Below are 21751 nucleotides of genomic sequence, written 5' to 3'. Positions count from 1 at the left end.
CGATATTGTATCGAATTTTAATGATTGCCGGCGCCTAGACCCGCTTGCCGTCCTTGATGCGATAGGTCGGGTTGTACATCGTCACCAGTTCCTCGGCAGCCGTCGGGTGCACCGCCATGGTGCGATCGAAGTCGTCCTTCGTCGCACCCGCCTTCAGCGCAATGCCGACAAGCTGCGCCATCTCACCCGCCTCCGGCCCGAGAATGTGGACGCCGAGCACCTTTCGGTCGAGCGCATTCACCACGATCTTCATGATCGTCCTCTCGTCACGGCCGGCAAGCACATGTTTCATCGGCCGGAACTCGGCGCGATAGACTTCGAGTTCCTCGAAATCCTTACAGGCATCCTCCTCCGACAGGCCCACCGTTCCGATCTCCGGCTGCGAAAAGACAGCCGTCGCGATCAGCTGATGGTCCGGCTTGGTCGGATTGTCCTTGAAGGCGGTTTCGACGAAGCACATGGCCTCGTGGATGGCGACCGGCGTCAGCTGCACGCGATCGGTCACGTCACCGACAGCGTAGATATTGTCGACATTGGTGCGGGAATAATCGTCGACGGTGACCGCGCCCTTGTGATCGACCACAACGCCCGCAGCCTCGAGTCCGAGACCTTCCGTGTTCGGGTCGCGTCCAAGCGCCAGCATCACCTGGTCGGCCTCCAGCACCTCGCCGTTCTTGGTATGCGCCACGAGCCGGCCGTCGTCGCCCTTTTCGATCTTCGCGAAAACATCCTGGCAAAGAATGCGGATGCCCTTCTTTTCCATCGCCGCATGAAGCCCGCGGCGCATGTCGCCATCGAAGCGGCCGAGAATTTCCTTGCCGCGATAGATGATCGTCGTGTCGACACCGAGCCCGTGGAAGATATTGGCGAACTCGACCGCGATATAGCCGCCGCCGGCGATGACGATCGCCTTTGGCAGCGTCTCCAAGTGGAACGCCTCGTTCGAGGTGATGCAGAGCTCATGCCCCGGCAGCGAAGCGTGTGGATTGGCATACCCGCCGACGGCGATGAGGATCTTGTCTGCCGTGACGCGCTCGCCCGTGGCCTTGAGCTCGATCATGTGGGCGTCCACGAGCACGGCGCGGCTGTCGAATAGCGTCACATTCGCGCTGGTCAGCCCCTTGCGATAGAGCCCTTCCAGACGCTCGATCTCGCGGTCCTTGTTGGCAATCAGCGTCGGCCAGTCGAACGACGATTCCCCGACAGACCAGCCATATCCGGCGGCGTCCTCGAATGCTTCGGAAAAATGCGAGGCATAGACGAAGAGCTTCTTCGGCACGCAGCCGCGGATCACGCAGGTGCCGCCATAGCGGTACTCTTCCGCAATCGCCACCTTGCGTCCGAGCGCACCCGTTACCCGCGCTGCCCGAACACCACCCGAGCCACCACCGATGACGAAAAGGTCGTAGTCGTACTCAGCCATGGGATCGATCCTGCGCGTGGTCTTGTCGACGCCGCGTATCCGACGCCGAGACGGTGAAATGAAAGCCCGGCGCTTGGCCGGGCTTTTGAGATCTTATCTAGTGCGCTTTGAGCTTATTGTGCAGGGGTGGCAGCCGGATCGGCCACTGTGCCGGTTTCGGGATCGATGCCGGCGTCTTCCGCAGTCGGCGCCTGGTCGCCGAGCCGCTGCTCGAGCGCGGCGTCGGCCTCGACGGCGAGATCGCGCGAGATGCCTGTCGCCCAGATTTCGGCTGAACGCATCAGCTCCTGCGTGACGGTGATGCCATTTTCCAGGAGCTTGAGACCGGCCGGCGACGTGTAGAACTCCGTGATCGCGTTCAGTTCTTCTTCCGTGAAGGTGCGGGCGTAGATCTCGGCAGCCTCACGCTCGAGGTCGCCACGCCGCGATGCCAGCGAGACTGCAACGTCGTCGATCGTGGAGGAAATTTCCGCTTCAAAGTTTGGCGTGCTCTGGATGAGCGCCGCCTTCAGCTGCTCGGCCGTACCGGGCAGGATCTGGTCGAACTGGTCGGTGGCACCAAGCGCCGCGATGGCTGCACGTGCCGCGGCCCGGTGGCTGTCGCTCAGCTGTTCCTGCGCATGCGCAGTCCCGCCCGCCAGGGCGAAGGCGATGAGAGCGGCGGCACCTGCACCGCGAAAGAGACCGTTCGAGATTGCCATGTGAGGATCAGCTCCTGTGTTCCTGCTCAGCCGTCAGCGTTTCAACGCCGTTTTCGCCGGCGATAATCGCCACCGAGGCCAGATTTATGAATAGACCGTGCTCGACAACCCCGGGGATGGCATGCAGCGCGGCGGATAGCGCTTCTGGATCGGGAATACGGCCAAATGATGCGTCGAGAATGTGGTGTCCGCCGTCGGTTTCATAGGCGCCGTCATTGCCGGGGCGGATCGTGAAGCCACCGGAAAGATCGAGCTTCGCAGCCGCCTTTTCCACTGCAATCCGGGTGGATGTCATGCCGAACGGGTTGATCTCGATCGGCAGCGCATAGGCACCCAGCGTGTCGACCAGTTTCGACGCATCGGCGATGACGATCATGCGCTTGGAAGCCGCCGCCACGATCTTCTCGCGCAGCAGCGCCCCGCCACCGCCCTTGATCAGGCGCAGTGTATGGTCGACTTCGTCGGCACCATCGATCGTCAGGTCGAGTTCCGGCTCCTCGTCGAGCGAGAAGAGCGGCACGCCGAGATCCATGCACAGCCGAGCGGTGCGCTCCGATGTCGGCACGCCCTTGATCGAAAGCCCGCCCTCGACCTTTTCGGCCAGAAGCCGCACGAACTCTTCCGCGGTGGATCCGGTGCCGATGCCGAGACGCATGCCGTCTTCCACATAGCCGAGCGCCGCGCGTGCGGCTTCGATCTTGCTGTCACGTGGATCCATGCGTGTCTTTCGCCTTTGCCTCGATGAACGGGCCGCTACCGGCCGCTTTGATGCGTGCGCCGCTGTTACCATGACGAGCAGGATCAAGCCAAGGCTTGAACCGAGCCCCAACGGCGGATACCCAAGGCCCTGATCACGCCGGAAGAGGCCGGAATTAGGATTGCCGTGGGCGATCCCTGCATGGAAGGACTTACCGAGGACCATGGGCGCTGAGAACCCCGTCATCTATGTGGACGCCGATGCCTGCCCGGTGAAGCCCGAGATCCTCAAGGTCGCCGAGCGTCATGGGGTCAAAACGGTGTTCGTCGCCAATTCTGGCCTGCGGCCCTCGCGTGATCCGATGATCGTCAACGTCGTCGTGTCGGCAAGTTTCGATGCGGCCGACGACTGGATCGCCGATGCCGTCAAACCGGGGGATATCGTCGTGACGGCCGACGTGCCGCTTGCCGGGCGCTGCGTGGAAGCTGGCGCCCATGTGACCGGCCCGACGGGTCGCATCTTCGACCAGACATCCATCGGCATGGCGACCGCGATGCGCGATCTCGGCCAGCACCTGCGCGAATCGGGTGCGATCAAGGGCTACAATCCATCGTTTTCCCAGCGCGACCGATCCGCCTTTCTGGAAACGCTCGACCGGCTCCTTCGTCGGGCTATGTCCGAACGGTCGAGATGATATGGTTGCGACAGCCGCCAACAGCATTCGAGGTAACAGCCCATGAAGACAGTTTCGCAGACCAAGGCCCATGGCGGCATCCAGGGCGTCTATTCCCATCCCTCCGCCGTCACCAATTGCGAAATGACCTTCGCCGTCTTCGTGCCGCCGCTGGCTGAAGGCGCCAAGGCTCCGGTGCTTTGGTACCTCTCCGGCCTGACCTGCACCCATCAGAACGTCATGGACAAGGGCGAGTATCGCCGGCTTGCGGCCGAACTCGGCCTGATCATCGTGTGCCCGGATACAAGCCCCCGCGGAGACGACGTGGCCGACGAGCCCGACAACTGGCAGTTCGGCAAGGGCGCCGGCTTCTATGTCGATGCGACCGAGGCGCCCTATTCCCAGCATTACCGCATGTACAGCTACATCCTTAAAGAGCTGACGGGCCTCATCGCCACCGAGTTTCCCGCTGCTGACATGGATCGCCAGGGCATCTTCGGCCACTCGATGGGCGGACATGGCGCGCTGGTGATGGCACTGCGCAATCCCGATCGCTTCAAGTCCTGCTCGGCCTTCGCGCCGATCGTGCAGCCGAGCACAGCCGATTGGTCGAAAGGTGCCTTTGAGAAATATTTGGGTGCCGAGTCGTCGGCATGGCGAGACTATGACGCCACGCGGCTGATCGAGAACGGCCACCGCTTCGCCGAGTTTCTCGTGGATCAGGGCGATGCCGATGGCTTTCTAGAAAACGGTCTGCGACCCTGGCTTCTCGAGGAAGCCTGCAATGCCGCGAACATTCCGTTGAAGCTTCGCATGCATCCCGGCTACGACCACTCCTACTTCTTCATCTCCACCTTCATGGACGATCATCTGCGCTGGCACCGCGCTCGCCTCTAGCCCGGCATTGTAAGCATGTGCTTTAACAAAGCCGGCTAAAGTCTCGTCAAATCGAACGATTGGTCAAATGCGGCTGTGTTAGGCAGCATGCGCATTAATTAGCACTTGGCGATATATTCAAAATATCGGAAAAAATCGGTGGCGATTTCCACCGTCGTCAACGCAATTCTACAGGCATAGCATCCAATATGTCGCACCTTCGGGAGGATGCGACATACCAAGGGGTAGCATATGTCGGAGGGGCATAGCCGCCGTGGACCTGTCGATCAATCGGCAGGCGCCGCATCGGATGCAGTTGTGGGACATGTCGATTGCGGATCGGCGCAGACAGATTCCGATCGGACATTCCTAAGATCAGTCATTGAAAACCAGGTCGTGCCGCGCCTTCTCATTGCCGAAAGCGCCGCCCTGCGTCAGCCGCACGAAATCGCGAGCGACGTCTCACGGCCCTCGGCACGCGACGTCAACGAGCTTCTGCACATTGTCGTCGAGGCAGATACCGCCGCATGCGTGGAATATCTGCAAAGCCGCCGCAGCCGGGGCATGCAGCTCGAAACGGTCTATCTCGGCCTTCTCGCACCCGTCGCGCACCGTCTCGGCCTCATGTGGGAGCGCGACGAGCTGAGCTTCATCGACGTGACGGTCGGGCTCGCGCGCCTGCAGTCGCTCGTTCATGAACTGACCAGCGACAGCTGCTACGGCGCGCTCAATCAGGATGCCACCCGCCGCATCGTGCTGGCCACCGCCCGTAACGAACAGCACGCCTTCGGGCTACTCATCGTTGCCGAATTCCTGCGGCTTGCCGGCTGGGAAGTGGATGGTGGGCCCGATGTGGAAAGCGGCGCGCCGCTCATCCGCATGGTCGGCCAAGAATGGTATGCGGTCGTCGGCCTGTCCGTCGGCTTCGAGGAACATGTGGACGCGACCCGTGCCGACATCGGCAAGGTGCGCGCCCGCTCGCGCAACCCCAAGGTCGGGATCCTCACCGGGGGCGCAGCCTTCTCGCGCGACCCGTCAGAGGCCGGGCGCATGGGCGCCGATGCGCTCGCCCGTGATGGCCGTGAGGCGGTCGCCAAGGCAGAGGCGCTGCGTTCCGCCTGCGCCTGACCGCCTGAGATCAACGCTCTGAGATCAACGCCTCAGGCTAGAACCCGCGACGATTGATCTGCGCGAGACTGCTCAGCATGTCCGCGCCGAGCGCCGCACCGGCATTGGACGAAAAGAGTGCCAGCGCCGGATCCTGGAAATTGTTGTTTTCCATGTCGAACAGCGCGGCGAACTGCACGAGGAACTTGTCGAGCTCGCGTGGATCGGAGAAGGACGCCAGATCCAGCCGGTCCTCGATCATGCGCGCCTGCGCGTCGATGTCGGACTGGGCGATCTCCTGCGGCAGGCCGAGCGCCACGCGCACCACCTGCTGCAGCGCAGGATCCGCCAGGATGTCGAACGGGCTTTTGATCTCGCCCGCCATGCGCTTGAAATAAAGCGCAAGCCGCACGCCCTCGTTTTCCAGGCCCGCCTCTTCTTCCAGCGTCTGGCGCAGATAGAATTCTTCCGTCTGGATTATGTCGGCTTCGGACTGCACCTTGCCGGTCACTTCCCGGTCGATCGTCCCGTCGGTGTTGAAATTGAAGCTCGCCGCCAGAAGCCGCAGGCTGCGATCGGATTGCGTGTTCACGAAGCTGTCCGGATCGTCCACATCGCTGGTCAGCACGTCACGCAGCGTGCGGGTGTCGATCACCTCGGGATCATAACCCTGGCTTTGCAGAAGCACGGCAACCACGCGCTCGTCGGCCAGAAGCTGGTCGATCGATGAGACCTTGGCGATCTGCTCACGATAGTAGCGCACCTCGGTTTCCGCCTGATCCTCCGAAAGCCCAAGGATCTCGGCGCGTTCGAGATAGTCGGCGGTGAAGGCGTTGACCTGCGCTTCCGATTGCGCGCGCCGCGCCGTGGTCGTAAGCCCATCCGCGCCGAAGTTGAACGCCTCGGCAAGGCCGCGGAAGCGCGCATTACGCGGCTGGTTGGCAAAACTGTTCGGATCGTTGAGGTCGCTGGTCAGCGCACGCTTCACCGCCTCCTTCGTTTCCGTCGCAGGATCAAGCCCATAGGCCTGCATGACGTAATTGTAGAGCGCGGCATCGCGCATCAGCGCATCGACGGAATTCACCGTCGCCATGGCCGAGCGGAACACGCTTTCGCGCGTCGCGTCGCGGCGTTCGCCGGCATTGTCGTAATTCGACATGAATGCCCGGTTGAGCGTCGTCCGCTGCTCGGTCGTCTGCGCCGGGCCGATCGCCTCACCATCCGTGCCGAAGTTGAAGAGGCGGGCCATCTCCCGAAGCGCGCTGTTTGGTGTCGTGCGCGCAAAGCTCGTCGGGTCGGACAGATCGCTCGTCAGCGCCGCACGGATATCGGCACGCCGCGTCAGCGAAGCCGGCTGGTCGTAGGCGGTCCAGAGATAGTTGACGAGCTTCGGATCGGCCAGCAGATCGTCGACATTGGTGATCGTGGTGATCTTCTCGTTGAAATAGCTGGTCATCAGATCGGCGGCCAGCGGCACGATCCGGTCCGGCACGTCGAACAGATAGTCCTCCGTCGTCTTGCGCACCTGCTCTGCCGTTTGCGCAGGAACGCCGTCGGCCAGCGACCCGTCCGCCTGGAAATTGAACTGCTGAGCCAGCGAAAGATAGTTCCGGTTCTCCGGCCGGTTGGCGAAACTGGTCGGATCGGAGAGATCGCTTGTGAGAATCTCCCGGAGAAAATCGGCCGAGTAATAGCGCGTGTCGATCACATTGGCCTTGAGCGCAACCTCGACCAGCCGCCGGTCGGCCAGAAACTCGTCGACATTGGTGATCTGGCCGATGCGCGCCTTGTAGTTCTCGAATTCCGCCGCATAGGCACGGCCGGCATTCTGCACGCTCACATCGTAAAGCCCGATCAGATCCTCGGTTTGCCGGTCCGACTGAATGTCCGGTTTCACCTGCGCTTCTGCATTGCCGGCGAAGGAGAACGCCTGGGCGAAGTTCCGATAGCGCTCATCCTCGAGCTTGTTGGCGAAACTGTCGCTGTCGGAGAGATCGCTTTCCAGCACCTGCCGCATGAAGGCGCGCGCATAGGTCATCTCTTCCAGCCCGTAGGCCTTCATCGCATAGGAATAGACCCGGTAATCGTCGAGAAACTCCTCCACCGAGGAAATCTTGCCGATCGTCTCGCGATAATACTGCGCCTCCCGCGCCACCACCGCATCATCCGCCACCCGCCCGATACTGCGCGACATGTCGCGATCGATGAGGTTGTAACTGAGATAGGTCGAAAGCATGCAGCGACTCCGCCATGAAAATTGGCCGGAGTGTCAGGGACTGGGCTTGCGTGGGGCTGGTGGGGGTCGCCGGATGAAGGCCGTTCTTGTTGGTATCTTGCATGACACCGCAGCGGCAGGTTTCGACCCCATTTCGGCCGTTTACGCTCGGCTTATCGACCGCCCGCTTCGAGCCCGAAGCCGACATTCCACTTGCCCCGACTCAGCGCTATGGCTAGCCTCCTTGATACAGGTTTGGCCCGCGCCTCCCCCCTCCAACTGGGGAAGTATTGCACATACGGGGTAACGAGATCATCGAACCGTCTGTTCGAGCGTTCGCATAAGGAGGGGTTGCGTCTCTGGCTCAGAATGGAGGTTCTTGATGAGGCTATCGGCACCGATCTACAAACTCAAACGTAGAGCCAGACGGCTGGCTCGAGATGAAAAAATCGCCCTACACGAAGCGCTGGATCACATTGCGCGTGAGGAAGGCTTCTCGGCATGGAGCCTGCTTTCTTCACATCTAGCGATGAACTCTCCATCGAAAACACTGCTGTCCCGGCTTGCGGACGGAGACCTGCTTTTGCTCGGTGCGCGTCCCGGACACGGTAAGACCTTGCTGGGGCTTCAACTCCTACTCGACGCGGCCCGCGAGGGCAGGAAAGTGGTTTTCTTCACATTGGAGTACACCGAGCGCGAAGCATGGGAGCGTATCCATTCACTGGATGGGGATGTTCTCGGCCTTGGCGACAAGCTGGAGATAGTGACTTCGGAAGACATCTGCGCCGATTTCATCATCCGGCATCTTTCCGGGGCGCCCCGGGAAACAGTCTCCGTCATCGACTATCTGCAAATCCTAGATCAGCAGAGAAGCAAGCCCGCACTATCGGATCAGATGCTCGTCCTTCGGGAATTTGCTCGCAAGACCGGGGTGGTCCTTGGGTTCATCTCGCAGATTGACCGTAGCTTTGATCCTGAACGCGAGACCATGCCGAGTGTCCGGGACATTCGCTTGCCCAATCCCATCGAGCTAGGGGTCTTCTCCAAAGCCTGCTTTCTGCACGACGGCGAAGTCCGGCTTCAGGATGTTGCCTGACCAGATCTCCCGCCCGGATGCCGCAAACGGCGCCCGGCACGATAGTCCGTGATGGCAGCTGGGTCCGCATAGCTGCCGTAACCAACTAACGCTCGAAATGGCAGCTTCCCTCCCCAATGCAGCCAGTCAAACCCTTACCGCCCCGCATCACAACGGAATATTATCGTGCTTCTTCCACGGATTGCTCAAACTCTTGTTCCTGAGCATCCGTAATCCCCGCGCGATGCGCTTGCGGGTTGAATGCGGCATGATCACCTCGTCGATGTATCCGCGTTCGGCGGCGACGAAGGGTGAGAGGAAGCGGTCTTCGTACATCTTCGTGTGCGCGGCGATCTTCTCCGGATCGGCGATGTCCTTGCGGAAGATGATCTCGACGGCGCCCTTGGCGCCCATCACGGCGATCTGGGCGGTCGGCCAGGCATAGTTGATGTCGCCGCGCAGGTGCTTGGACGCCATCACGTCGTAGGCGCCGCCATAGGCCTTGCGGGTGATCACGGTCACCTTTGGCACCGTCGCCTCGCCATAGGCGAAGAGCAGCTTGGCGCCATGCTTGATCAGACCGCCATATTCCTGCGCCGTGCCCGGCAGGAAGCCCGGCACGTCGACGAAGGTGACGATCGGGATGTTGAAGCAGTCGCAGAAGCGCACGAACCGCGCGGCTTTCCGTGAGGCATCGCTGTCGAGCACGCCGGCCAGCACCATCGGCTGGTTGGCGACGAAGCCCACCGTGCGGCCCTCCACGCGGCCGAAGCCGCAGACGATGTTCTTGGCGAACGCCGCCTGGATCTCGAAGAAATCGCCCTCATCGATCACTTTGACGATCAATTCCTTCACATCATAGGGCTTATTGGCGTTATCGGGCACCAGCGTGTCGAGCGACGCATCCATCTCGTCGACGCTCTGGTAGTTGTCGATCTCCGGCACGTCGGATGTGTTGGATTGCGGCAGAAGGTCGATCAGCCGGCGCATCTGCAACAGCGCCTCGACATCGTTGTCATAGGCCCCGTCGGCGATCGAGGATTTCGTCGTGTGGATCGAGGCGCCACCGAGTTCCTCGGCGCTCACCGTCTCGTTGGTCACGGTCTTCACCACGTCCGGCCCGGTCACGAACATGTAGGACGTGTCGCGCACCATGAAGATGAAATCGGTCATCGCCGGCGAATAGACGTCGCCGCCCGCGCATGGCCCCATGATCACCGAGATCTGCGGGATCACGCCCGAGGCCAGCACGTTGCGCTGGAAAATCTCCGCATAGCCGCCAAGCGCCGCCACGCCTTCCTGGATGCGCGCGCCGCCCGCGTCGTAGAGCCCGATGATCGGCGCCCGGTTCTTCAGTGCCATGTCCTGAAGCTTGATCACCTTTTCCGCATGCGCCTCAGAAAGAGACCCGCCGAACACCGTGAAATCCTTGGCGAAAATGAACACCGTTCGGCCGTTCACCGTGCCCCAGCCGGTCACGACGCCGTCGCCGGAGATCTTGGTGTCCTGCATGCCGAAATCGGTGGAGCGGTGCTCGACGAACATGTCGAACTCTTCGAAGCTGCCTTCGTCGAGGAAGCACTCGATCCGCTCGCGCGCCGTCAGCTTGCCCTTGGCGTGCTGGGCCGCGATCCGCGCCTCGCCGCCGCCGAGCCTGGCTTTTGCCCGCCGCTCCTCAAGCTCCACCAGCACGTGTTTCAAGCGCGTTCCTCCCGCAGATCGTCAGTGTCGGTCTTTATGGTCGTGGTCGTCGATCGTGCATATCGGGCGGCAGAATGCCTCAACCGTCCCGTCTGGCAAGCAGGACGAAGGACGCAGCATCGAAATCGCGCCGCCGGCTTTCCCGGCGCTTGGCCGCTTCGTAATCCTCACCCCACAGCTCGGCGTTCCAGTTCTCGTCGAGATGCGCCTTCTCCCACGCCTCGTCGGGCGCAAGAGCGCCTTTGGCCAGCGCCATGGCGATCAGCGCCGAACCCGTCAGGCTCGTCGCCAGATGCAACGCCGCAAGATCGAGCGGCTGGGTAAAAGCCTTGAGCGCCGCACCGAAGGCGGCCAGCGTCTCGCGCGGCTGCGCCACATGTATCACGCCTTCGGCAAGCACGAAGCGTGCCGCAAGCTCCGCCTGCACCCAGTCGAGCACCGGGTCCCATTCCGCGCTCTGGCGCTCCACCAGCCGCTCGGGACTGCCCGCGCGGTAGCAGATGAGGTCGGTGCCGGCAAAGCGCAGCACGTCCTCGGCCACGGCCTGCGTGTCCTGCGCAATGCCGTCGATCGCCGTGTTGGCGAGCCGTGTCAGCGGCATCGTCGCCGGATCGATCGTTTCGGCCTGCGCGTCCCATTCGGCGGCCGTCTTTTCCGCCGTCACGGCGCTCGGCAGCGTCAGCAAAAGCCGCGCCGGCGTGCGCACAGGCCGCCCGTCGAGGGTCACCAGGAAGCCGCCCTCGTCGTGCTCGGCGAACCCGGCCTGCTTGTAGAAGCGCTTCGGCAGCGGCTTCTGCATCTGCTTCTGCGCGCGCTTCACCGGGTCCGGATCGCTCATCGCCGCTTCGGAAAGCTCCGCAAAGATATCGCGCATCGACGGATCGTTCGTGTGGTCGTCGTCTCCAGCCATCGTCGTCAGTCCGTCGCACCTTCCGCCTCGTCGAAACCGATGAGGTTGAAGCTCTGCACCATGTGCGGCGGCAGTTCCGCCGTCACGTCGATCGATCCGCCCGCGGGGTTGGGAATGATGATCCGCCGCGCGTGCAGATGCAGCCGGTTCTGCATGCCGCCCGGCAGCGTCCAGTTCTCGTCCGCCTCGAAATATTTGGGATCACCGAGAATCGGGTGGCCGATATGGGCGGCATGGACGCGCAGCTGGTGCGTGCGCCCCGTATAGGGCTCCATCTCCAGCCAGGCGAGGTTCTGCGCCGCCTGCTCGATGATCCGGTAATAGGAAACGGCGTGGTCGGCATCGGGCTCGCCATGCTTGGCAACGCGCATCCGGTCGCCATCCGGCGTCGCTTCCTTCACCAGCCAAGTCGAGATCTTGTCTTCGCGCTTCTTCGGCACGCCGCGCACCAGCGCCCAATAGGTCTTCTTGGTCGTCCGCTCGCGAAACGCTGCCGTCAGCGCCTGCGCCGCGCCGCGCGTGCGGGCAACGACCAGCACGCCGGAAGTCTCGCGGTCGAGCCGGTGGACGAGCCGCGGCTTCTCGCCCTTCTTGTTGCGCCACACTTCCAGCATGCCATCCACATGGCGCGACAGGCCCGATCCGCCCTGCACCGCAAGGCCGGCCGGCTTGTTGAAAACGTAGACCTTGGGGTCCTCGTAGATCAGCATCTGGCTGAGCAGTTCGTGGTCGGGTGCTGAACGCACCGCGCGCGGCGAGATCGGCCCGGTCTTCTTCTCGTCCACGCCAAGCGGCGGCACGCGCACCATCTGGCCCGGCTGCACCCGCGTGTCGGATTTCACCCGCCCGCCATCGACCCGGATCTGCCCGGAGCGCAAAAGCTTCTGCAACTGCCCGAAGCCGAGCCCCGGATAATGCTGCTTGAACCAGCGGTCGAGCCGCATGCCCGCTTCGTCGCCGTCCACCTTGCGTTGCTCGACGCTTGCCATATCATTCACAATCCCGTTCAGAACACCGTCCGCACCAGCCAGAGCCCGCCGATGATCGCGGCAAGCGAGAGCAAGACACTCAATCCCACATAGGCGACGGCGAGGCCCGGGGCGCCGCGCTCCCAGAGAACGATCGTGTCCAGCGAGAAGGCGGAAAAGGTCGTGTAGCCGCCGAGCACGCCCGTGGCAAGGAAGAGCCGCATTTCGACCGATGCGCCGAAGCGCCGCGCCACCACCTCCACCAGCACGCCCATCAGGAACGAGCCGATGACGTTGACCGCCAGCGTGCCGAAAGGAAAGTTCGGACCGAGCAGCCTGAGCGCGGCAAGATTGGTAAGATGGCGAAGCGCGGCGCCAAGCCCTCCACCGAGCGCAACGAGAAGCGTGTGAACCATCAAGCCGTCCAGCTTTCGACACTGTCTGCGCGCAAGACGCGCCGTCAGTCGACACTAAAGCGATTTGTCGAGCGTTGGAAACCGCCCGCGACGCCCGTACAGATTTTGCTGTTTGCCCGCGCCGATCCTGCGATAAGTCGTTGTGACATTCGGCTGCAGGGTCGACGTCCTGCCCGTCCCGCTTTCGAAAGGCCTTTCATGCGTCTCTTCTTCCCGACTGCGCTCATTGCCGGAGCGCTTGTGATCATGCCCGCCATGGCCGAGGACTTTTCGGCCATCAGCACGACCGCCATGTCGATCACCGGCGACATCAGCCTCGATGACAGCGAGATCGTCTTCTCGGATGGACAGTCGCTGGCATTCGACGAATTGGTACAGGATGTCTTCGTCGTCGATGGTGAGGAAGTGGCGGCCTCGGTCTACAGCGTTAGCGAACCGCAGGTGCTCGAGCTTCTCAACGGCAATACGCTCTGCGGCGACGGGTTCGTCACCTATGTCGCGACATGGGCGGGCATGGACGACCTGACGATCGTCGCGATGTTCGACACGCAGGACGTGCCGGGCTCCGATGAGGAGATGTGCGCGTCTTTCACCTACGAATAGTCTGCGGCGCTATGGACGCAGCCTCTCAGAGGCTGCGGCTGTGGCCGTTCTCGTCCACCACGAAGCTCAGCTTGAACTGAACGCCGTCCGGCGGAAAAGTGAGAGCTGCCTGCCCGCCAAGTTCCGGCCCGGCGCTGCGGCGAATGAGCGTCGTGCCGAAGCCCGCCGCTTCCGGCTCGACGACCGGCGGACCGCCGCTTTCCTTCCACGTCATCTCAACGCGGCGCTCGCCATGCCGGTCGAGCGGTGCCGTCCAGGTCACGTCGACACGGCCCGTCGGCGTGGACAGCGCACCGTATTTTGCAGCGTTCGTTCCGAGTTCGTGGATGATCAGGCCGAGCACCAGTGCCGAATTTGGCTGCAAGTCCACCCGGCCTCCGTCCATGACGATCTGGCGGGCATGCTTGCGCTGGTACGGTGCCAGAATGCGCTCGAGGACGTCGCGAAGCCCCGTGCTCGTCCAGTTCGCCTCGAACAAGAGCGCATGGGCATCCGACATCGCGTGGATCCGGCCGAGCAGCCGCTCTTCCAGATCCTGCTTGGACACGCTGTGGCGCGCCGTGTTGCGAATGATCGAGGCAACCACGGCCAGCGTGTTCTTCACGCGGTGGCTGAGTTCGTGAACCAGCAAATCCTGCTGCTGGCGGGCGCGGCGCTGCTCTTCGCGCAGGCGCGCTTCGGCGAGCGCGCGCTTCACCGCCGGGGCCAGCCGGATCAGGCGCTGCTTCAGCACGTAGTCGGTCGCGCCCTTGCGGAAGGATTCGATCGCGATCTCTTCCCCGAGCACACCGGACACGAAGATGAACGGGGCTGCCGGCGCCAGTTCAATCGCCATTTCGAGTGCGGCCAGGCCATCGAAACCGGGCAGCGAGTAGTCGCATAGGATCACATCGACCGAATGGGTCCTCAGCGCTTGCTCGTAGTCGCTGCGCCCGACAGCGCGCAGAATCTCGACGGAATCCCCCAGATCGCCCAGATGCTCCTGGATCAGATCCGCGTCGAAATCACTGTCTTCAAGGAGAACGATCCGGGTGACGCGCTGATCGGCGCGTACGGGTTGAACGCTCATTTCCATTCGAGATCCCGCAGCGGAGCAGGTTCGTTGAGGAGCGCCCAGAACACGCCGAGATTGCTGATGGCTTCCATGAACTGGCCGAATTCCACTGGCTTGATCACGAAGGCGTTCACGCCAAGCTCGTAGCTGGCGATCAGATCCTGCTCTTCGCGCGACGATGTCAGCATCACCACCGGAACGCGCTGCAGGAAGGCGTGGGACTTGATCTTTTCAAGCACTTCCAGCCCATCGATCTTGGGCAGCTTCAGGTCCAGCAGAACGACGGTCGGCTCGCCCTCGTTGCGGCCTTCGAACTTGCCGCGCCGGAACAGATAATCGAGCGCTTCTTCACCATCGCGGGCAACGGCGATTTCGTTGACGATGTTGCAGCGGCGCAGTGCCTCTAGCGTCAGTTCGAGGTCTTTGGGGTTGTCTTCGACAAGCAGAATGGGACGGTAATCAGTCATCAATCCTAACCTTTAGAGGGAGGCTGAAACCGAACGTGGCACCCTCGCCCACGCTCCCTTCTGCCCAGACTCGGCCCTTGTGCCGGTCTATGATGCGCCGAACCAGTGCAAGGCCAATTCCCGTCCCCTGGAAGTCCTCGGTTCGCTGCAGGCGCTGAAACACGCCGAACAGCTTGCCAAGGTAAGCCATGTCAAAGCCGACACCATTGTCGGAAATCTGATAGCAAATCTCGTCGCCATCGCGCCACCCTCGAATTGCAATCCGTGACACTTCTTCGCGAGCAGTATACTTGACAGCATTGTCGATGAGGTTTTGCCAGACCTGCCGGATCAGTGTGGGATCGCCTCTCGCAATGGGCAGCGCCGACACGTCCCATTCGATCTGCCGCTGCTCGATCAGCCGCGTCGTCGAATGACGCACCTCCGAGACGATCTTGTCCATATCGACGTTCTTCAGCGCGAGCTGCGTGCGTCCGAGATGGGAAAAGTTCAACAGATCGTCCACGAGGCGCCCGGCCGCGAGGGCCGACTCCGAAATACTGTCGAGGTAGTGGCGCGATTTCGCGTCGAGATTGTTCGACCGCCCCTTCAACAGTTCCGAATATCCGACGATGTGACGGAACGGCGCGCGCAGATCGTGCGAAACGGAATAGGAAAACGCCTCGAGTTCCTTGTTGGAGCGTTGCAAGCTTTCGGAGAGATTGGCAAGCACCTCGGCCTTGCGAAGCACGATGCCGACGATGGCGTTGCGCAGATTGCGCGCCGCATCGAGCTCTGCTTCCCGCCAGGGCGTCGATTTGCCCCGCTCCTGATCCTGCCAGGACTGAAACGACTGGCGCGGGTGAATGCGGCCGGATTCGCGCACAACCATGTGCGGATCCCCGCCCCAGGTCACGGTTCGGATCACCTCCGGGCGAAACCAGATCAGCCAGTGCGGGTAGAGTTCGGAAATGCGCACGGCCAGCAACCCGCTCGCCTGTTCAGCAAAGCGCTCCGCACACGGCATCTGCGCTCCGAGATGATCCGTGTAAAATTCCTGCCGGCCGGTCGATTCCAGAAATTCGACCATGGACTCGACTGCAGCGGCGTGGGGCGCAGCGCCGAAGACAACGATCTCATCATCCGAGGCCAAAGCCGCGCCGGTGGCATCCGCATAGGAAAGCAATTCGCTTTCCCCCCGGGCGAGCGCTGCACTCAGCTCGTTCTCTTCGGCCATGATCGCCAGCAATCGTCCTTGAAGCGCGCTCAGGGCGACGCGCAGGCTGGCATCTTCCAGTCGGGCATTCGCCGACACCCGCATGGAAAAGGCCTGAACGGCGAAATCGGCCGCTGCGCGCGCATTGGCGGAAACGCTATGGGCGTTGCGGCTGTGGCAGGCAACGAGGCCCCACAACGCTCCATCGACGAGGATCGAGACCGACATGGACGAGCCGGTGCCCATGTTGCGCATATATTCGAGATGGACGGGCGATACGCTTCTGAGCGCCGCCAGACTGAGATCCAGCGGCGCGTTCAGCTCGGGATCGACCGCCGGGACAAGCGGTACGGGTTCGTAGGATGCGGAGGGTATGAGCCGCAGCCGGTTGGTCCGATAAAGCTCCCGCGCCTGCGGGGGGATGTCCTTGCTTGGAAAGCGAAGGCCAAGATAATTCGGAAGCTCACCATTGTTGGCCTGGGCGATGACGTGGCCATTCCACTCCGGGTCGAACCGATAGACCAGCGCCCGGTCGAACCCGGTGATGGCCTGCACGAAAACAGCCGTCTGCCGGGCTGCCGTCGTCAGGTCGTCCATCGAATGGTCGAGCAATGACTGGGAAAAGGCCTGCAGGCGCACGAACAGCGCTTCGATTGCCTGTTCTTCCCGCTCGCCGCGTTGTTCGAATTCGATGATCAGGCGACCCTGCGCATTGGCATGCATCAGGACGGTCCACGTCCTGTCGCCGATCTGTAGCGCTTCCTGGAAGCGCTCTTCGTCGGCATCCGCCGCTTTCCTCTCGATCGCATCCCGCAGCGAACGCAGCTCTTCCGGCAAGCCTTCTCCCACGCGCAGGTCGAGGCCGACGAAAGTGCTGACATTCGCGCTCACCTGCGTGACGACTTGGCTGCTGGCGTCCAGCACGATCATTGCCCCATGCGGCTGAATGCTGCCCGGGATGCGGATCGGCTCGCTGGCGCAGATATCGAGATCGCGCGCGTCGCTCATGCGCGGCTCCTCAAGAACCAATCCTGGAGCCGCTGAAACGTCCGCTCTGCCGCGTCCAGCACTTGAGGCGTCATTAACGCCGGCAGCGCATCCAGCGCGGCCTGAGTTTCCCGCCAGATGGCTTCGCCGTCGTCGCTTAGCAAGGAACTCAACCCTTCAATTGGATACCAGTCTTTATCGCGGGCCCACTGATCGATGTAGCGCCCGCCAGCCCGCGAACCTTCCAGCACGTAGAGCACGCCATAGGCCTCCTCCGGCGACGGTGCTGGCATCGCCAGGTCGTAGGCGCTGCCTCGCTGGCCACCGAGGCGTATCAGATCGGCTTCCATCAGATCCGCCCGTTCCCGCGCCGCGAGAAACGATCGGTTGATCCCGCAGCCGCGCAGCCAGCGTTCATGCGCCTCCTGAAATCCGTGCATGTCCTTAAGGAAAGCCGTGAGGCTTCGGCGGTCAATCGATCGGGCATCGAGGCCTGCGGCGCGCTCGGTCTGCTTGTGGGCGCGCGCCGTATGGTGCCGAAGCTTCCGCGAAAGGCTTTCCGGCGCCACGTCTGCACCAGAGGGCGTGGCATCGGCTGAAAGAATTGCCAGCAGCGTCATTGTAGGCAGTCACCGCCGTGTTTCGAGAGCATTGCGACCGGACCGGCATCAATGCACGGCGGAACTTTTCAGGTGATGTCATGGATCACCCGTCGACAATCGATACAGGTTTTCATCCGGGAGACGCAACCCGGACCGCTTTACATTCAAAGTCGCTTATAAAGCAGCGGCGTCCTGCGTCTCGAGCGACGCGGAATTCCGGCGCCGGATCTCGGCGGCTGCATCGTCATAGAGAAACGGCAGGAATGCATAGCGCGCGCCGACGGTGACGCGCGAAACGGCATGAAGCAACGAACAGGAAAAAACGATCGCCGCCCCGCGTGGCGCCTTGAAGCCGCGCGGAGCATATTCCGGAAACGACACTTCCCCGCCTTCGAAATCCTCGTTCAGATTGATCGATACGGCAAAGCGCCGGTGCATCGTGGCAGGCGTCGTATTGTCCCGGTGAGGCTGGAAATGCCCGCCCTCTTCGGCCGGGTAGCAGCCGACCAGATAGCGCTCCATCCGTGTGCACCTGAAAAAATGGACCCGCTCGATCTGCGGCACCACTTTGCGGATGATCCGGCTCTGGACCTGCGAGATCACGGCCGGGTCATCGATGATGAGATCGCGCCGGACCTTGAAGCTTGCATCCTTGATCATCACGGTCTTGCCGTCGCGCTCGCGCATGAAGCCGGAAGACGCGCCGCCCAATTGACGATGCATGCCGATCAGCCGCTCGCAGAAATCAGGTTCGAAGATGTCCGGCAGGACAAGGATCGGCGGCGGCACGGCAAATCCGGCGAAACGGTCTACCGGCGGGGCCGCCGCGACCGCTTCCAGCAGTTCTTCCGCGCACCGCCCGTCTTCCCGCATCGGCACGACACGCCGGATGGTGAATGCAGGATCGATGAAGAGCCACACCGATCGAGGCAGACGGCGCACACCCGATGCACCCGTCGTAGCGCCCGCAAGCCGCGCCACGGCCCCGTCATGATCCCGAAAAATCCGCCGTCCAGGCAGCCTGTCGACGAGCGTTTCTTGCGTTTCGTCATCGGGGTCACGCGTGGCGATGAACAGCCGGGCGTGCCGATCGTCGAAAACATCGTCTGCTGCCATCATGGTCGCGACCGCGCGCCGGCAATCGTCGTCCGTGCTGCTGGCAACGAGCCCCAGGACCAGCCAGCAGCCGCCCATCGTGTCGAAGCTGAACTGCGGGTTGCTCCGTGTCCGGGCCTTGAATGGTGGCATGCGGTCGCCTGGCTCGAACCGAACACCTGTCGATGTGAAGTGCCTGCCATTCATGGTTCGCGCCCCCCGGCCTGCCGAACATGATCGAGGCAGCAGTGTAACCGCGGCAGAACAGACGGTGCATCGGACCGAAGTCCGATCAACCTCCGGGACTTATCGGACGGCTCGGTGCTACTCCAGCTAGCGAGCCTGCCGCTCGCGGCGCTTCGAAGCCCAGAAATCGAGCCGCTTGCGGATCTCGCGTTCGAACCCGCGCTCCGGCGGATCGTAAAAGCGCGTGCCGCTCAGCGCGTCCGGCAAATAGGTCTGTCCCGAGAAGGCGTCAGGCGCGTCGTGGTCGTATTCGTAACCGCTGCCATAGCCCTCCTCCTTCATCAGCTTCGTTGGCGCATTCAGGATGTGCTTCGGCGGCAGCAGCGAGCCGTGTTCCTTGGCAGCCCGCATCGCCGCCTTGAACGCCACATAGACACCGTTCGATTTCGGCGCGGTCGCGATGTAGACGCAGGCCTCCGCCAGCGCCAACTCGCCCTCCGGCGAGCCGAGATAGTCGTAGGCGTCCTTGGCCGCATTGGCGACGACAAGCGCCTGCGGATCGGCAAGCCCGACATCCTCTGCCGCCATGCGCACGAGCCGGCGGCCGATATAGAGCGGGTCTTCCCCCGCATCGAACATGCGGGCCAGATAGTAGAGCGCCGCATCCGGATCCGATCCGCGCACGGATTTGTGCAGAGCGGAGATCAGATTGTAGTGCCCATCCTGGCCCTTGTCATAAACCGGCGCGCGCCGCTGGACGATCCGCTGCAGCGTCTCCGCATCCACTTCCTCGCCGGGACCTGCAGCGCGCCACACCTCTTCGGCAAGCGTCAGGATCGCGCGCCCGTCCCCATCCGCCATCCGCAGCATGATCGCGCGCGCCTCGGGCGTCACGGGCAACGGGCGACCCTCGGCCTCCTCCGCCCGCGTCAGAAGCTGGGATAGGCTGTCGGCGTCATGGGAGCGGAAGGAAAGAACCCGGGCACGCGACAGGAGAGCGGCGTTGAGCTCGAAGGACGGGTTTTCCGTCGTCGCGCCGATGAGCACGACCGTGCCGTCTTCCATGACCGGCAGGAAGCTGTCCTGCTGCGCGCGGTTGAAGCGATGGATCTCGTCGACGAAAAGCAGCGTCTGCCGGCCGGACATGCGCCGTGCGCGCGCCGTTTCGAACACCTTCTTCAGGTCCGCCACGCCCGAGAAGATTGCCGATATCTGCTCGAAGGCCAGTTCCGTTTCACCCGCAAGCAACCGCGCCACGGTCGTCTTGCCCGTACCGGGCGGGCCCCAGAAGATCATGGAACCCAGCGAGCCCGAGCGGATCATGCGGGTCAGCGTGCCATCGGCGCCGGTGAGATGCGCCTGGCCGGTCACCTCGCTCAGCGATTTTGGCCGCAGCCGATCCGCCAGCGGCCTCGGCGTGCCGCCTGTCGGATCGAGGCCATGGGTGAAAAGATCGGCCATCGCGAAAATGCCTATCGAATGAACTGGCGCATCAGGTTCCCACCGCGGTCGATATCGAAGCGCCAGAGCCCCGCACCTGTCGCCAGAATTTCCGCCAACTGATCGGGGCCGGTGATGTCCGTGCCATTGACGGCCATCACGATATCGCCGGGTCGAAGCCCATAGCGCGCAGCCGGCGAGCGCCCGTCCACCTCCAGCACGACAACGCCGCTTTCGGGCCTGGAGCGCAACCGCAGGCGCTGCACCACATCGGGCGTGATGTCTGCCACGACAGCGCCGGCGAGCGGGTTGCTGCCGGTCAGCAACAGTTCGGTTGTTTCCGGCGGTGCCTCCAGCGCAACCTCGATCGTCTTCGTCTGCCCGCGCGACAGCACCTCCAGCTGAGCCGTGCCGCCGATGCCGGCCGTCGCCAACCGGTAGCCGACCGCGTCCGGGTGCTCCACCGCCCGGCCATTGACGGCCGTCACGATGTCGCCCGGCAGAAGCCCTGCCGCAGCCGCGGGTCCATCGTCCTGAACGTCGTTGACCAGCGCACCGGAGATCCGCGGCGCGCCCAGCGCTTCGGCAATGTCGGCCGTCACCGGCTCGAAGGTCGCCCCGATGAAAGGCCGCACGAAGGTATCGCTGCCGGTCTCGGCCGCAGCCGCAACCGCGCGCACCATGTTGGCCGGGATGGCGAAACCGATGCCGTTCGACCCGCCCGAGCGCGAATAGATCGCCGTGTTGATGCCGATGAGGTTGCCGTTCATGTCGATCAGCGCGCCACCGGAATTGCCAGGGTTGATCGCCGCATCGGTCTGGATGAAGAAGCCGAAATCGGAGATGCCGACCTGGTTGCGCGCCAGCGCCGACACGATCCCGCTCGTCACCGTCTGCCCCACGCCGAACGGATTGCCGATCGCGAGCACCAGATCGCCGACCTCCACCGCATCGGAATCGCCGAGCGGCAACGTCTCGAACGCCACATTCGCATCGATTTTCAGGATCGCCAGGTCGATCGTCTCGTCTCTCAAAATGATCTCGCTCGCATATTCGCGCCCGTCGGAAAACGCCACGCGCACCTGGTCCGCGCCATCGATCACATGGTTGTTTGTGATCACGACGCCCGACGCATCGATGACCACGCCGGAGCCGAGCGACGATTGGCGCTGCGAACGATGGGGCATCTGCTGGCCGAAGAAGCGTTCGAAGAACGGATCGCCCTGGAACGGCGAGCGCTGCCGCACTTCCCGCTCGGCATAGACGTTCACGACGGCCGGTGCCGTCTGGCGCACGAGCGGCGCGAAGGACAGCTGCATCTCCTCGCGGCTTTCCGGCAGGCGCGTCGTCTCCTGCGCAG

20 protein-coding genes are annotated in these 21751 nt (G+C 62.9%); 5 read left to right on the top strand and 15 right to left on the bottom strand.

From position 1 onward, the window contains the following. Nucleotides 1-34: 34 nt before the first annotated feature. From gor to rpiA, 3 genes are all read right to left on the bottom strand, one after another. Nucleotides 35-1423, bottom strand: a complete 1389-nt coding sequence (gene gor, locus PU133_RS10695; RefSeq protein ID WP_404861713.1) for a glutathione-disulfide reductase — start codon at nucleotides 1421-1423, stop codon at nucleotides 35-37. Between the two features lie 113 nt (nucleotides 1424-1536). Beyond that, entirely contained in the window at nucleotides 1537-2124 is a 588-nt protein-coding gene (locus PU133_RS10690) for a DUF2059 domain-containing protein (protein WP_126010114.1), read from the bottom strand. 7 nt (nucleotides 2125-2131) lie between these two features. Then, entirely contained in the window at nucleotides 2132-2842 is a 711-nt protein-coding gene (rpiA, locus tag PU133_RS10685) for a ribose-5-phosphate isomerase RpiA (protein WP_404861712.1), read from the bottom strand. A 202-nt stretch (nucleotides 2843-3044) separates the two neighbouring features. Between rpiA and PU133_RS10680 the strand changes: the two genes are divergently transcribed. The 3 genes from PU133_RS10680 (at nucleotide 3045) to PU133_RS10670 (ending at nucleotide 5498) form a co-directional block, all read left to right on the top strand. After that, nucleotides 3045-3515: a YaiI/YqxD family protein gene (locus PU133_RS10680; RefSeq protein ID WP_404861711.1), complete on the top strand. Its 471-nt coding sequence runs from the start codon at nucleotides 3045-3047 to the stop codon at nucleotides 3513-3515. Between the two features lie 42 nt (nucleotides 3516-3557). Next, a complete protein-coding gene (gene fghA / locus PU133_RS10675) occupies nucleotides 3558-4391 on the top strand; it encodes an S-formylglutathione hydrolase (protein ID WP_404861710.1) in 834 nt (277 codons plus the stop codon). A gap of 375 nt (nucleotides 4392-4766) precedes the next feature. Next, nucleotides 4767-5498: a B12-binding domain-containing protein gene (locus tag PU133_RS10670; protein ID WP_404861709.1), complete on the top strand. Its 732-nt coding sequence runs from the start codon at nucleotides 4767-4769 to the stop codon at nucleotides 5496-5498. Nucleotides 5499-5535: 37 nt separating this feature from the next. Here the strand turns inward: PU133_RS10670 and PU133_RS10665 are convergent, their stop codons facing one another. Next, on the bottom strand, nucleotides 5536-7713 hold the full coding sequence (locus tag PU133_RS10665) for a DUF1217 domain-containing protein (protein ID WP_404861708.1): 2178 nt from the start codon (nucleotides 7711-7713) through the stop codon (nucleotides 5536-5538). 361 nt (nucleotides 7714-8074) lie between these two features. Here PU133_RS10665 and PU133_RS10660 point away from each other — a divergent pair, with 361 nt between their 5' ends. Continuing rightward, nucleotides 8075-8788, top strand: a complete 714-nt coding sequence (locus PU133_RS10660; protein WP_404861707.1) for a DNA helicase — start codon at nucleotides 8075-8077, stop codon at nucleotides 8786-8788. A gap of 147 nt (nucleotides 8789-8935) precedes the next feature. On the opposite strand, the gene PU133_RS10655 is transcribed toward PU133_RS10660, so the two are convergent. The 4 genes from PU133_RS10655 to crcB all read right to left on the bottom strand — a co-directional run bounded on the left by PU133_RS10655 (nucleotide 8936) and on the right by crcB (nucleotide 12762). Then, on the bottom strand, nucleotides 8936-10468 hold the full coding sequence (locus tag PU133_RS10655; protein ID WP_404861706.1) for an acyl-CoA carboxylase subunit beta: 1533 nt from the start codon (nucleotides 10466-10468) through the stop codon (nucleotides 8936-8938). Between the two features lie 79 nt (nucleotides 10469-10547). Then, a complete protein-coding gene (locus tag PU133_RS10650; RefSeq protein WP_404864508.1) occupies nucleotides 10548-11342 on the bottom strand; it encodes an ATP12 family chaperone protein in 795 nt (264 codons plus the stop codon). A 41-nt stretch (nucleotides 11343-11383) separates the two neighbouring features. Then, the gene (locus PU133_RS10645) at nucleotides 11384-12367 is read right to left on the bottom strand and encodes an RluA family pseudouridine synthase (RefSeq protein ID WP_404861705.1); all 984 of its coding nucleotides are present in this window, start codon (nucleotides 12365-12367) and stop codon (nucleotides 11384-11386) included. Nucleotides 12368-12384: 17 nt separating this feature from the next. Further along, nucleotides 12385-12762, bottom strand: coding sequence for a fluoride efflux transporter CrcB (gene crcB / locus PU133_RS10640; RefSeq protein WP_404861704.1), 378 nt, complete (start codon nucleotides 12760-12762; stop codon nucleotides 12385-12387). Between the two features lie 198 nt (nucleotides 12763-12960). Between crcB and PU133_RS10635 the strand changes: the two genes are divergently transcribed. Beyond that, on the top strand, nucleotides 12961-13365 hold the full coding sequence (locus PU133_RS10635) for a hypothetical protein (protein WP_404861703.1): 405 nt from the start codon (nucleotides 12961-12963) through the stop codon (nucleotides 13363-13365). A gap of 25 nt (nucleotides 13366-13390) precedes the next feature. On the opposite strand, the gene PU133_RS10630 is transcribed toward PU133_RS10635, so the two are convergent. From PU133_RS10630 to PU133_RS10600, 7 genes are all read right to left on the bottom strand, one after another. Beyond that, entirely contained in the window at nucleotides 13391-14434 is a 1044-nt protein-coding gene (locus PU133_RS10630; RefSeq protein ID WP_126010104.1) for a sensor histidine kinase, read from the bottom strand. After that, on the bottom strand, nucleotides 14431-14886 hold the full coding sequence (locus PU133_RS10625; RefSeq protein ID WP_404861702.1) for a response regulator: 456 nt from the start codon (nucleotides 14884-14886) through the stop codon (nucleotides 14431-14433). The genes PU133_RS10630 and PU133_RS10625 overlap by 4 nt, the downstream gene beginning before the upstream one ends. Continuing rightward, the gene (locus PU133_RS10620; protein WP_404861701.1) at nucleotides 14879-17089 is read right to left on the bottom strand and encodes an ATP-binding protein; all 2211 of its coding nucleotides are present in this window, start codon (nucleotides 17087-17089) and stop codon (nucleotides 14879-14881) included. Before PU133_RS10620 ends, PU133_RS10625 begins: the two co-directional genes overlap by 8 nt. Beyond that, nucleotides 17086-17688, bottom strand: a complete 603-nt coding sequence (locus tag PU133_RS10615) for a biliverdin-producing heme oxygenase (RefSeq protein ID WP_404861700.1) — start codon at nucleotides 17686-17688, stop codon at nucleotides 17086-17088. Before PU133_RS10615 ends, PU133_RS10620 begins: the two co-directional genes overlap by 4 nt. A gap of 156 nt (nucleotides 17689-17844) precedes the next feature. Next, nucleotides 17845-18918, bottom strand: a complete 1074-nt coding sequence (locus tag PU133_RS10610) for a 2OG-Fe(II) oxygenase (protein WP_404861699.1) — start codon at nucleotides 18916-18918, stop codon at nucleotides 17845-17847. A gap of 180 nt (nucleotides 18919-19098) precedes the next feature. Further along, entirely contained in the window at nucleotides 19099-20412 is a 1314-nt protein-coding gene (locus tag PU133_RS10605; RefSeq protein ID WP_404861698.1) for a replication-associated recombination protein A, read from the bottom strand. A gap of 11 nt (nucleotides 20413-20423) precedes the next feature. Next, nucleotides 20424-21710 (bottom strand): DegQ family serine endoprotease, encoded by a 1287-nt coding sequence (locus PU133_RS10600; RefSeq protein WP_404864507.1) that lies wholly within the window; start codon nucleotides 21708-21710, stop codon nucleotides 20424-20426. Nucleotides 21711-21751 lie beyond the last annotated feature (41 nt).

Source organism: Georhizobium sp. MAB10, assembly GCF_045012825.1.
In the GTDB taxonomy this organism is placed as follows: domain Bacteria; phylum Pseudomonadota; class Alphaproteobacteria; order Rhizobiales; family Rhizobiaceae; genus Georhizobium; species Georhizobium profundi.
This window is presented reverse-complemented; position numbering and strand designations above follow the sequence as displayed.